7 protein-coding genes are annotated in these 12,890 nt (G+C 68.4%); 5 read left to right on the plus strand and 2 right to left on the minus strand.

The genetic code is table 11. From position 1 onward, the window contains the following. The first annotated feature begins 95 nt into the window (after positions 1-95). Positions 96-1,571, plus strand: coding sequence for a class I SAM-dependent methyltransferase (locus tag L0C25_RS12540; protein ID WP_271631984.1), 1,476 nt, complete (start codon positions 96-98; stop codon positions 1,569-1,571). Positions 1,572-1,610: 39 nt separating this feature from the next. Beyond that, positions 1,611-2,576: a GNAT family N-acetyltransferase gene (locus L0C25_RS12545; protein WP_271631985.1), complete on the plus strand. Its 966-nt coding sequence runs from the start codon at positions 1,611-1,613 to the stop codon at positions 2,574-2,576. A gap of 52 nt (positions 2,577-2,628) precedes the next feature. On the opposite strand, the gene L0C25_RS12550 is transcribed toward L0C25_RS12545, so the two are convergent. Further along, positions 2,629-4,050 (minus strand): HNH endonuclease signature motif containing protein, encoded by a 1,422-nt coding sequence (locus tag L0C25_RS12550; RefSeq protein ID WP_271631986.1) that lies wholly within the window; start codon positions 4,048-4,050, stop codon positions 2,629-2,631. A 652-nt stretch (positions 4,051-4,702) separates the two neighbouring features. Between L0C25_RS12550 and L0C25_RS12555 the strand changes: the two genes are divergently transcribed. Continuing rightward, positions 4,703-6,883 (plus strand): MMPL family transporter, encoded by a 2,181-nt coding sequence (locus L0C25_RS12555; RefSeq protein ID WP_271631987.1) that lies wholly within the window; start codon positions 4,703-4,705, stop codon positions 6,881-6,883. 151 nt (positions 6,884-7,034) lie between these two features. On the opposite strand, the gene L0C25_RS12560 is transcribed toward L0C25_RS12555, so the two are convergent. Further along, on the minus strand, positions 7,035-8,432 hold the full coding sequence (locus L0C25_RS12560) for a serine/threonine-protein kinase (RefSeq protein ID WP_271631988.1): 1,398 nt from the start codon (positions 8,430-8,432) through the stop codon (positions 7,035-7,037). Between the two features lie 112 nt (positions 8,433-8,544). Between L0C25_RS12560 and L0C25_RS12565 the strand changes: the two genes are divergently transcribed. Both L0C25_RS12565 and topA read left to right on the plus strand, forming a co-directional pair. Further along, on the plus strand, positions 8,545-9,972 hold the full coding sequence (locus tag L0C25_RS12565) for a calcium-binding protein (protein ID WP_271631989.1): 1,428 nt from the start codon (positions 8,545-8,547) through the stop codon (positions 9,970-9,972). 104 nt (positions 9,973-10,076) lie between these two features. Then, positions 10,077-12,797: a type I DNA topoisomerase gene (gene topA, locus L0C25_RS12570; RefSeq protein ID WP_271631990.1), complete on the plus strand. Its 2,721-nt coding sequence runs from the start codon at positions 10,077-10,079 to the stop codon at positions 12,795-12,797. Positions 12,798-12,890 lie beyond the last annotated feature (93 nt).

A 12,890-nucleotide genomic window follows, 5' to 3' on the forward strand; every position in this document is an offset into this window, starting at 1 on the left:
CTCCCGATCCGGGCGATTCCACAACCGCACGTAGCGGCGTGTTCACAGACGGCTCCCGGGTCGGTCGTGCGCCGGCCATCTGCAAGGGTGGAGGCATGATCGACGACCGGACTGCTGCCGAGCTGCGCGACGCACTCCTCGAGGCCGATTTCACCCCGCAATCGGTGGGCGAGCTGCTCGGGACGCCGGCGCATCGCGCGCTGCTGCGAAACGAGACCACGCCGGCGCTGCGGGCGACGGGGGACGGGAGCGCGCTGTCGACGCTGACCCGGCTGTTCTCGCTGCAGCGGCCGGTCGACGCGACCGCCGCAGACCATGCGCTGCCGGGCCTGGTCGATCGCCTCTGCCTTGCCGGGATGCTCGAGCGAACGGTCTCGGAGGTACGTGCGCGCGTCGACGTACGCCCCTACGGCGACGAGGAGCACGACTGGTGGGTCGTCTGTGATCTGACACCCGGGCTCGACGGTGCCGACCGTGCCGTCCCGACCGATCACGTGCTGGGCATCAGCGAGGCGTCGATGACGCTCGCTCAGCTCACGATTCGCGACTCGGTCGACTCGGCGCTCGACCTGGGCGCCGGTTGTGGCGTGCAGTCCCTGCACCTGGGCACGCACGCCGGCCGGGTCGTCGGCACCGACGTCAACCAGCGGGCGCTGAGCATGGCGCGGGCGACGGCACGGATCAATGGCATCGAGGTCGACGTACGCGACGGCAGCCTGTTCACTCCCGTCGAGGGCGAGCAGTTCGACCTCATCGTGACGAACCCGCCGTTCGTGATCTCGCCCGGCACCGGTGAGCGCCTCGTCTATCGCGACTCAGGAATGCCCGGCGACGAGCTGGTGCGCAGGCTCGTCACCGATGCGCCCGCGTACCTCCGCCCGGGCGGGTGGCTGCAGCTCCTCGGCAACTGGGCGCATCGCGGCGGCCGCAGTTGGGACGACCGGCTCGAGGAGTGGCTCGATGACACCGGATGTGACGCCTGGGTGCTGCAGCGCGAGGTGGTCGACCTGCCGACGTACGTCGAGCTGTGGCTCGCCGACGCCGGACTGCACGGCACGCCCCAATATCGCGAGCGGTACGACACGTGGCTTTCGTGGTTCGATGACGAGGGCATCGAGGCGGTCGGTTTCGGGTGGATGTGTCTGCAGCGCACCGACCGCGACCAGCCCGTCGTACGCCTGGAGGACTGGCCGGCCGCGATCGAGCAACCGGTGGCGCCCCAGGTGTCCGCGTGGTCGCGCGCGGTCGACGAGTCCGCCGCCCCGGACGACGAAGTGCTCGGCATGCGTCTCCGGCAGAGGGAACTCGTGCAGGAGCAGCAGTCGGCGCCGGGCGCGGACGATCCCGAGCGCATCGTCGTACGCCAGCTGCACGGGTTTCGCCGTGCACGTCAGGTCGACACGGTGACGGCGGGCCTGATCGGCGCGTGCGACGGCGAGCTCAGCGTCGGACAGATCCTTGATGCGCTTGCCCAGATACTCGACCGCGACTCGGTGGAGCTGCGCGCCGCGTACGCGGATGATGTGCGGTCGTTGCTCATGGATGGCTATCTGACGGCCGACCTCCGTTAATCCGTGGACGTCCTGCCGTCCGGCCGCGACGATGGATTCATGCAGCAGTCAGGCTTGGCGACGGGGGTCACGGTGCGTCGTCCCCGGCTGGACGACGACCGCCGGATCTTCGCGCTGGTTGCCGCGTACGGAAACGCCGTGGTCGGCTTCCCGGACTTCACGCTCGACGAGGTACGCGACGAGCTGAATGAACCGGGCTTCGTGCTGGAGACCGATGGCTGGGTCGCGCACGATGCCGCCGGTGAGCTCGTCGGGTATGCGACGGCCTTCTGCCGCCCGGGCAGCGACCAGGTCGCGGTCGATGTGATCTCGCTCGACGTGGGTGTCGCACGCTGGATGCTCGATACGACCCTCGACCGTGCCCGCGAGATGGGCCGGGCGTCGGGTCACGAACGCGTGACCGTCGACAAGGGCACCTACCGTCAGGACACCACGATGCGTACGCTGCTTGCGGATCGAGGATTCGAGCCGGCGACGTCGTTCTACCGAATGCGCATCGACGGCCCTGCCGTGGAGCGCGATCCGCGGCTGCCGCCCGGCCTCGACCTGCGCTCGGCCGGCGCGGCCGAGTCGGTCCGCCGCGACGCGCATGCCGTACGCGAGGAGTCGTTCGTCGAGCACTTCGGCACCGAGGCTCAGACCTATGACGACTGGACCGCCTTGCTGCAGAGCAAGGCGCGCTTCGACTGGGACAACCTACGTGTCGCGTACGTCGACGATGAGCCGGTCGCGATGATCCATGTCACCGACCAGTTCGTCGAGGACGAGCGCTGCGGCTACGTCGCGCAGATCGGTGTCGTCGAGCGGGCGCGTGGTCGGGGCATTGCGAAGGCGCTGCTGCGGAAGGCGTTCGCCGATGATGCGGCCCGCGACCTCGACGGCACGATTCTGCATGTCGACAGCAACAACACCACGCCCGCGCTCGGCTTGTACGAGTCCGTGGGCATGCGAACGGTGCTGGTGATCGACGTCTGGCGGTCCGAGGTCGCGACGGGCGGCACCTGACATCCGGCGGCGTGCCGGTGCCCCGCCGCGGTGCTGCTTTCACGACGGGGATTCAGGCGGCGTCGTGTTTTCGCCTGTGCTGGATGGTCTTGGCCACGCGGCCGGGGAGTTTGGTGGTGGTGCCGCCGGTGACGAGGTACGTGCGGCCGGCGGGTGATTGCCAGAGCCAGATCCCGGGTGCGGGTGATTGCACGGTCCATGCGGTGAAGGTTTTCGCGCGGTGATGGTACCTACATAGTCGATGGCCGTTTCTCGAGTCGGTCGGGCCGCCGTCGGTGTGGTTGATGATGTGGTCGTAGTCGGCGACCCGGGCAGGTCGGTTGCAGTGCGGGAAGGTGCAGGTGCCGGCGTTCGTCAGCGCGAGCTGTTCCTTGAGCCGTGGTGGTGCGACGTAGCCGGTGGCCGAGATGGTGGTCTCGAGGTCGATGACGGGTTTGACGGTGATGTGGGAGTGGCCGAGGATCTCGGCGGCTTCGGAGCGGGTGATGGCGCCGACGTCTTCGAGGGACCAGGTGCCCCAGCACCGGTCGAAATGGACGTACAGAACCGTCTGCCGCGAGCCGGAGCGTTGCGCCCGAGTTGCCCGTTCGGGTGACCCGCCGTCGCCGGGCAGGTCGGCCGACTGGTCGGCCGGCTCCGGGTCCGGCTTCGGCGCGGTGTCGCTGGCCTGGTCGGTCTGGTCGGCGGCGCCGGCGCGGGCTGCCTGGACGTGGTGGTAGAGGTCGTCGAGGCTGTCGGGTTCGTCCAACATGCCCAGTGCGACGGAGCGGAGGATGCCGTGAGGGCGGTTGTCGCCGAGGAAGCGGAGCGATTCGACGATCTGGTCGAGGCGTTGGTCGAGCCTCTTGCCGTCGTCGAGTGACAGGGTGCCGGAGATGCGGGCGAGTCCGTCGTCACCCCAGATCGACACACTCCGCCGAGCACTGTTTTCGGTGCGCTGGTTTTCGGGGTCGTCGGGGTCTTCGACGATCCGGATCTGGTCCAGGATCTGGTTCACCCGCCCCATGCCGACCCGCGCGATCAACGGCGTCCCATCCGCGTTCGCAGCTGCGAGTCGCCGGTCGGCGTCGGCGGCCTGGGCGATGGTGAATCGTCGGGTCTTGCGGGCGACTTTCCGGATCCGCCACGCATCGACAGAACCTTCGTGCAGACACGCGAACAGTTGCGGGAGGCGGTAGGTGAGATCCAGGGCGTCGGCGATGAGATCCCGGCCACCGGACGCGGACAGCCCGAGCGCGGGGCCGACCTCACATGCGGCGTACTCCGACACGCTCGGGGTGCCCGACCCGCCGTAACGGGTCCACTCGTTGACACCACCGGCGCGGGCGAGGGGCGTACCTGCGGTGTCTTCGAGGTAGCCGAGGAGGGCGTCGTACTGGGCGGCCTCGGTCTGCGCCAGGTGGCGACGGGCGTCCAGGGCGATGTCGAGCCCGTCCTTGGACTCGGTGTCGGTGGTGAGTGTGGCCGCCCTCATAGAACATATTCTGCCAGCCGCCACTGACAGGATCGGGTGCTCAGAAGGCTTATCCACAAGGGAATATGAGAAATGTTCGAGAAGGGTTTCGAGAAGTGTGCGAGGTGTGATCGGCGGCGGGAGAGAATCTGCGTTTGAGTGCGAATGGCGCCCCAAACGCAGATTCCTTCGTCGCCGCCGGGCGGGCCGGGCGCACGGCAACGATGAAAGCGGAAGCAAAAAGCTGGGAAAGCCGACCAGCAACCTGAGCCACCCGGACACGGATCTCGTCGCCGCCATGCGGTCTGCACCGCCGCGAACCGGAAACGATGAAGGCCGGTAGCGAAGCGCACGGGAAACGGTGAAGGCAGAAGCCCAGCGAACGGCAAACGATGAAGGCCGGCACCGAAGCGCACGGGAAACGATGAAGGCCGGCACCGAAGCGCACGGGAAACGGTGAAGGCAGAAGCCCAGCGCACGGAAAGGCGAAAGACGGCAACCGAAGGCGAGGACCGACCACCAGGTCCACAGCCGGGCGTCGCCAACCCCGAGGCATCTCAGGGTAGGCATAACCCCACCCCCAGACGGGTCGCAGAGCCACTGACCCCACGGGCGAATACCGGAAGGCTCATGGGTGGGCGAACAACCGCCCTCAGAGTCGAAGGGAAGCGCGATGGCACGCACAGCCGTGACAGTACGAGCCGCCCGCTGGAGTGCCGAGCATCCGTGGCGAGCGATCCTGATGTGGGTCGTCTTCGTCGCCGCGGCCGTCGGCGTCAGCACGGTGGTTCCGAAGCAGGAGACGTCGGACGCCGACTACCGCACTGGCGAGTCGGGTACGGCCGCACAGATCATCGAGGACGCGGGTCTCGAGGAGCCGCCCTCGGAGAGCATCATCGTCACGTCCGACGCCGAACAGCTCGACCAGGCCACCGCGCAGTCGGCGGTCAAGGAGCTACGTACCGGCGTCGCGGACGTTGACGGAGTGGAGAGCGTCGGCAAGGCGATCCCGTCCGAGGACGGGAGCGCGCTGCTCGTACCGGTCACCATGGCCGGCGACGAGGACGACGCCGGCGAGCACGTCGACGGCGTGCTCGACGTGACGACGGAGGTTGCTGCGGCGCATCCCGACCTTCAGATCGGTGAGGCCGGCGACGCGTCGGTCGACGACGCGATCATGGAACGCGTCGGCGAGGATCTCTCGTCGGCCGAGAGCATGAGCCTGCCCATCACGTTCGGGATCATGCTGATCGCGTTCGGCGCGTTGATCGCCGCGGGCATCCCCGTGCTGCTCGCGATCACGTCGGTCGTCGCGACGCTCGGGCTGTATGCGCCGCTGTCGTACCTCGCGCCCGACGACGGCACTGTCGCGAACGTCGTACTGCTGATCGGCATGGCCGTCGGAGTCGACTATTCGCTGTTCTACCTCAAGCGCGAGCGTGAGGAGCGCGCCAAGGGACGCAGCACGCTCGATGCCGTCGAGGTCGCGGCACGTACGTCGGGACACGCCGTCGTCGTGTCCGGGTTCGCCGTCATGGTTGCCATGTCGGGCCTGTTCATCGCCTCGGATGTCACGTTCGCCTCGCTGGCAGCGGGATCGATCCTCGTCGTGGGTGTCGCCGTCGTCGGCTCGCTGACCGTTCTGCCGGCGCTGCTCGTCAAGCTCGGCCGCTGGGTGGACCGCCCGCGCGTGCCGTTCCTGTGGCGCCTGAACCGCCGCATCGGCAAGGGTGGGATCGCGGGTCGCATCCTGGGTCCGGTCGTACGCCACCCGAAGCGGTCGGCCATCGGCTCGATCGTTGTGCTCGCCGTGGCGGCGACGCCGCTGGTCGGCATGAAGCTCGAACAGGGCAGCCTGGAGACGCTTCCGAAGGACATTCCCGCGGTACAGACCCTGTCGCAGATCCAGGAGAAGTTCCCGCAGGACGCGGACACGGTGCAGGTCGCGGTCTCCGCCGACCCGGACACGATCGATGCGGTCACCGGTGAGCTGCGCTCGATCGAGAAGGAAGCGCTCGCCGGCGACGACTTCGCCACGACCGGCGCCGACCAGCTCGACGTCGCCGAGGACGGCTCCGGTGCCGTGCTCACCCTTCCCACCACGCATCCGGAGGGTTCGGACGCGAACGAGCAGGCGATGTTGGACATTCGTGACCAGGTCGGGCAGCAGCCCGGCGGCGATCTCGAGGGAACGGAATGGGCCGTCGGCGGCGGCGTCGGGCAGACGTACGACGCGAGCCACCATCTGTCCGAGCGGCTGCCGTGGGTCGTCGGCTTCGTGCTGGTCCTGACCCTGGTGATGATGCTGGTGATGTTCCGCAGCGCGGTGCTGGCACTGTTGACCACGCTGCTCAACCTGCTCTCGGTCGGTGCTGCGTTCGGCATCATGACGCTCGTCTTCCAGAACACCTGGGCGGAGTCGCTGCTCGACTTCGAGTCCAGTGGTTCGATCATCGACTGGACCCCGCTGTTCTGCTTCGTGGTGCTGGTCGGGCTGTCGATGGACTACCACGTGTTCGTTCTCAGCCGCGTACGTGAGGGGCTGCGCAACGGTCTCTCGCACCGCGCTGCCGTCGAGCGGGGCGTACGCGACACGGCGTCGGTCGTGACCAGCGCGGCGTTTGTGATGGTCTCGGTGTTCGCGGTGTTCGCGACGCTGTCGATGATCGAGATGAAGATCATGGGCGTGGTACTGGCCACCGCGATCCTGATCGACGCGACGCTCGTACGGCTGGTGCTGCTGCCGTCGCTCTTGCTGGTCTGCGAGCCGCTGCTGCGCGGCTTCGGCCGCCGCGAGGCACGTCGGGGCTCGCCCGAGATCGAGACGGAGGAGCGCGTACCCGCGCTGGTCTGACCCCGGGGGGGAGAGTTCGGCGGGTTCTGCATGGTGCCTGAGGAGGCGCCACGCGGGACCCGCCGAACTCTGTCGTGCGGCCGGGATCGTGGTGCGCCTCTGGCGGCACGCTCGAGACGAGCAGGTGAGGAACTGCTCGGGTCCCGCTGTCCTACCCGATGTCTATCCGTCGGGGTACGAACCCGCAGCGCTCCCTGGTGTCGACGGCGGCGATCGCATTCAGATCGACGCCGTCGAGCCGCTGCGAAAGGCGGTTCATCGCGCCGACCGCGCTGGCTCTGTCCTCGGCATCGAGCTCGTCGTCGGTGAGATCGTCCCAGCTGATGTCGAGCTCCTCGATGACGGTCCGGAAGTCCTGCAGCGGGTCGTCGACGGCCGCCCAGCGTTGCTCGACGCCGGTCGGCGCCGCCGTGCGGATCCGGTGAACCGCGTCGGTGATCACGGCATAGTCGTCGGGCGCGGTGCCGCCGGTGGACGCGATGCGGTCCCAGTCCTCCTGCAGCACCGTGCAGTAGTCGCCAGGGTCGGCAGGCGTGCCGGCCTCCGGGTCGCCCCAGGGCCCGAGGAGATAGCCGCCGACGGCCACTGCGCCCACCAGTACGGCGACCAGCCCGGCCACCAGCCATGCCTTGCGCGGGCGGTGTTTGAGGGGCGGCGTACTCGTGGGGGTCGACCTGGCCACCCGGATGGTCGTATCGGCGCCCGATGGCTGCCAGGTCGCCGACTCGGTTTCATCGGTTGTACCGACGGCGTCCCGCAGTGCCGCGGCGAACGACAGCGGATCGGGCCAGCGTTCGACAGGATCGAGGGCCACCGCGCGCAGCACGGCGTCGTCGAGAGCCTCGGGCACGTCGGCGACGGCGCTCGGTGGGTCGGGCGCCTCGGCGTCGCGTCGCCCGTAGAGCGTGCCTTCGCGCACGACCCGACCGGTGAGCAGCTGGTACGCGACCGCCCCGAGCGCGTGCACGTCGGCGCGCGCGTCGACCGGACCGCCCGGCTCGGACTGTTCGGGCGCCATGTACGCGGGCGTGCCGACGACCTGGGTCATGCCGGACGCGTACATCATCGCCTTGGCGACGCCGAGGTCGGCGACGAGCAGCCGCCTCCCACGCATCCGGTCAGAGCGCAGCAGCAGGTTCGACGGCTTGATGTCGCGATGGATGACACCGGTCGCGTGCAGGTCGGCGATGCCCTGTGCCGCTTGGTTGACCAGGTCGACCGTCGTTGCGAGTGCCGGCGGCTCGTCGTGGATCAGGTCGGCGACCGTTCCCTTGTCCGCGAATCCCATGACGAAGTAGGGCGTCTGGTCGGGAAGCTCGCCGATGTCGTAGACCTGCACCACATGTGCGGAGTCGGTTGCGCGCAGCAGCTGTGCTTCGTTCAGGAACCGCTCGCGTACGTCGGCGCGCTGGGCCCAGTTGTCGGCGAGCGCCTTCACCGCGACGTGCGACTTGAGGTCAGTGTCGTGATAGAGCCATACGGATGCGAAGCCACCGACGCCGATGCGACGCACGCGGCGGAGGCGACCGAGGGCTTCCGGAGCAGACACGGTTGCATTGTGCCTCAGCGGTGACCGGCCGACCGGTAGGCGGACGGCGGTACGTCCGCCGGCACGGCCGCGACCGATCCGTGTAACAGTAGGTAGCCGGGAGGCAAACGGGGTGCATGGGTACGTACGAAAGCTCGCGGTTGCGGCGGCGGGACTGCTGGTAGCGGTCACGACGCTGGGCGAGCCGTCCGCGGGTGCAGCCGACGAGGACGACACCTGCAAGGGCAGGACGGTCACGCTTGCCGGGACCGAAGACGACGACGAGCTGACGGGAACGCCCGGCGACGACGTGATCCGGGCGTACACCGGTGACGACGTCATCGACGGGCGTGGAGGCGACGACGTGCTGTGCGGAGACTCGGGCGCAGACGAGCTGTACGGCGGCGCGGGCGACGACGCCCTCCACGGTGGCCCATACAAGCTGTACTCCGACGAGGGCAGCAACGCTGCCGAAGGCGACGTCTTGTCGGGCGGGAGCGGCAACGACCGGATATTCGGCGGTGGACGCTCATCGAACGAGGCGATCCACATCTCACCGGCGCACCACACCCCCGATCGGGTGGAGTTTCCCGAGGCGCGCGGCGGGATCACGGTCACGGAGAACGGTGTCGTCACCGGGAGCGGCATCGGACGGGACCTCGTCTTCGACGTACCGCATGTCGTCGGTACCGACTGGCCGGACGACATCACGGTCCGCGGTCACGCGATCGTCTCCGCGGGAGGCGGCAATGACCGCGTTGCGGCGGTCGCCGGCGGACCGGACGAGTCGTTGTACCCAACGCTGCTCGGCGAGGACGGCGACGACCGACTCGATGCGTCGCGGAGCAATACGCCGGGCTACTGGTTGGACGGCGGCGAGGGCACCGACACCCTGATCGGTTCGAGGTACGACGACTCCATCGGCGACCACGACGACGACGGCGTGGTGACCGCAGGCGGAGGCGACGACCGGGTCGACGTCACATCGCAGATGACGGTGTCCGGCGGATCGGGCGCGGACGCGATCCAGGTCGCGCTCGAGGCCGGCCGACGCGGGGCGCTCGGCGGCGGGCCGGGCTACGACCATGCCGAGCTGCAGAACGGTACGTCGGCGCCGCTCACGATCGACGTACCGGGCGAGGTGGTGCGCGCGGACGGGAAGTCGTCGCCGCTCGCCGGGATCGAGGACTTCGGTGCGTCCGCGCGTGAGGCGGACGTACGTTTCATCGGTGGCCCTGGGGATGAGCGGTTCGGCGTCGTCACCTGGGGCGGTCATACGGTGCGTGCCTCCATGGGCGAGGGCGACGACTACTTCGCGGCGTACGCGACCGTCGACGCGGACGACAACGGCTCGGCGGCGGCGTGGGGCGGTCCGGGCGACGACGTGTTCGACGGCGGAGAAGGCGACGACAGCCTGTTCGGCGACTCCGGTGACGATCTGATGTTCGGCGACTCCGGCAATGACGCACTGCGTGGTGGTCCGGGGGACGACCGGGCGTACGGGACGCGGGGCGAGGCCGACTCGTGCAGAGCAGAGGTCGCGGAAGAATGCGAGCAATGACGTGGGTGGGTCGTGCGTTGCGGCTTGACAGGACGCGTTACCGTGTCCGTCGATTCACTTATTTCCCCGCAACTGCGGGATTCTCGTAGATCAGGAGCACTCTTGTGACCGCACTCGTCATCGTCGAGTCGCCCGCCAAGGCGCGTACGATCGCGGGTTACCTCGGCAAGGATTACGTTGTCGAGTCGTCGATCGGTCACATCCGCGACCTCCCTCACAACGCCGCCGAGGTGCCCGCGAAGTACAAGGGACTGTCATGGGCGCGACTCGGTGTCGACGTCGACAGTGGCTTCGAGCCCATCTACGTCGTGCCGGCCGACAAGAAGTCGCATATCGCCAAGCTGAAGAAGCTGCTCAAGGACGCCGACGAGCTCTACCTCGCGACGGACGAGGACCGCGAGGGCGAGGCCATCGCCTGGCACCTGCTCGACGAGCTGAAGCCGAAGGTCCCGGTCAAGCGGATGGTGTTCCACGAGATCACGCCGCAGGCGATCCGCGCCGCTGTCGAGAACCCGCGCGACATCGACGACCATCTCGTCGACGCGCAGGAGACTCGTCGCATCCTCGACCGCCTCTACGGGTACGAGGTCAGCCCCGTGCTGTGGAAGAAGGTCATGAGCGGGCTGTCCGCCGGCCGCGTGCAGTCGGTCGCGACTCGCCTGGTCGTCGAGCGCGAGCGTGACCGGATGGCGTTCAAGATCGCGTCGTACTGGGATCTCGAGGCGACCTTCGATGCGGGCGCAGAGAAGGACCCGCGACAGTTCCCGGCGAAGCTGGTGGCCGTCGACGGTCACAAGGTCGCCCAGGGCCGCGACTTCACCAGCGATGGCGTTCTCAAGCAGGCGAGCGAGGTGCCGCTGCACATCGACGGCGAGCGTGCCGCTGCACTCGCCGGTGCCTTGCGTACGCAGACCTTCGACGTTCGCGCGGTCGACTCCAAGCCGTACACCCGCAAGCCGTACGCGCCGTTCCGTACGACCACCCTGCAGCAGGAGGCGTCGCGCAAGCTCGGCTACGGCTCGTCGCGCACGATGCAGATCGCGCAGCGGTTGTACGAGAACGGGTTCATCACCTATATGCGTACCGACTCGGTGACGCTGTCGAGCACGGCGGTCAACGCCGCCCGGGCACAGGTGCGCGAGCTGTACGGCGGCGACTACCTTCCCGACGCGCCTCGTACGTACGCCAGCAAGGTCAAGAACGCCCAAGAGGCGCACGAGGCGATCCGCCCGGCAGGCGACTACTTCCGTACGCCTGCCGAGACCGGGCTGACCGGCGACGAGTTCCGTGTGTACGAGCTGATCTGGATGCGTACGGTCGCGTCGCAGATGAACGACGCCAAGGGCAACTCCGTCACGGTGCGGCTCGGCGCACGAGCAACGAGCGGCGAGGACTGCGAGTTCACCGCAACCGGCCGCACCATTACGTTCTACGGGTTCCTCAAGGCGTACGTCGAGGGCGCCGACGACCCGAGCAAGGATCGCGACGACAAGCAGACCCGGCTGCCGAACGTCTCCGAGGGAGAGCGCGTCGACGTCGCCGCCCTCGAGCCGGCCGGACACGAGACGCGCCCGCCCGCGCGCTACACCGAGGCGACGCTGATCCGCGAGCTCGAGGAGCGCGAGATCGGTCGCCCCTCGACGTACGCGTCGATCGTGACGACGATCCAGAACCGCGGCTACGTCTACAAGAAGGGCACTGCGCTGGTGCCGGCGTGGCTCGCGTTCGCCGTCGTCCGACTGCTGGAGCGGCACTTCGGCAAGCTCGTCGACTACGAGTTCACGGCGATGCTCGAAGACGTACTCGATCGGGTCGCGCGCGGAGACCGGGATCGCCAGACGGTGCTGCGCGGCTTCTACTTCGGCGAGGAGGAAGGCGATACGGCGCTCAAGTCGCTGGTCGAGGACCTCGGCGACATCGACGCCCGCGGCCTCTCCACGTTCGAGATCGGCGACGGCATCGCCGCGCGGGTCGGCCGCTACGGGCCGTACGTCGAAGGCCCCGGCAACGACGGCGAGCCCGCCCGCGCCAATATCCCCGACGACCTGCCGCCCGACGAGCTGACGCTGGAGAAGGCGCGTGAGCTGCTGGCCAACCCGACGGGCGCGGAGACCGAGCTCGGCGTCGACCCCAAGACCGGCTATCCGGTTGTCGCGAAGAACGGGCGGTACGGGCCGTACGTCACCGAGGTGCTGCCCGATGACGTGCCCACCAAGGGCAAGAACGCCGTCAAGCGCCGTACGGCAAGCCTGTTCAAAGACATGTCGCTCGACACGATCACGCTCGACGACGCGCTGAAGCTGTTGAGCCTGCCGCGCGTCATCGGCGCGGATCCCGAGTCGGGCGAGGACATCACGGCCCAGAACGGCCGGTACGGGCCGTACCTGAAGAAGGGTACGGACTCGCGCTCGATCGACTCCGAGGAGAAGCTCCTCACGATGACGCTCGACGAGGCGCTGGCCATCTATGCACAACCCAAGCAGCGCGGTCGCCGCGCTGCCGCTGCTCCGCTCAAGGAGCTGGGCGCCGATCCGGTGACCGGAAACCCGGTCGTCGTCAAGGACGGCCGCTTCGGGCCCTATGTCACCGACGGCGAGTACAACGCCACCTTGCGCAAGGACGACTCCGTCGAGGCGGTCACGCTGGAGCGGGCCTCGGACCTGCTCGTCGAGAAGCGAGCGAAGGGCCCGGCGAAGAAGACGGCCAAGAAGACGGCGAAGAAGACCACCAAGAAGACGGCCAAGAAGACCCCGGCCAAGAAGTCGCCGGCGAAGAAGTCGGCCGCCAAGAAGAGCACCGCGAAAAGCACCTCGAAGAAGGCATAGCCGCCGATTCGCAGCATTTCCACAGTCGGCGTACAGGCCGGTCTCGGGTCCGCGATCTACCGTCGAGCGCAGACACCCAATCGATGGAGATGC

Origin of the sequence: Solicola gregarius (genome assembly GCF_025790165.1) — a bacterium.
Classification (GTDB): Bacteria; Actinomycetota; Actinomycetes; order Propionibacteriales; family Nocardioidaceae; genus Solicola; species Solicola gregarius.

Excerpts from the sequence above, each read along its gene's own strand:
- L0C25_RS12540 (WP_271631984.1), top strand. The coding sequence starts at position 96 with ATGATCGACGACCGGACTGCTGCCGAGCTGCGCGACGCACTCCTCGAG.
- L0C25_RS12545 (WP_271631985.1), top strand. The coding sequence starts at position 1,611 with ATGCAGCAGTCAGGCTTGGCGACGGGGGTCACGGTGCGTCGTCCCCGG.
- L0C25_RS12550 (WP_271631986.1), bottom strand. The coding sequence starts at position 4,050 with ATGAGGGCGGCCACACTCACCACCGACACCGAGTCCAAGGACGGGCTC.
- L0C25_RS12555 (WP_271631987.1), top strand. The coding sequence starts at position 4,703 with ATGGCACGCACAGCCGTGACAGTACGAGCCGCCCGCTGGAGTGCCGAG.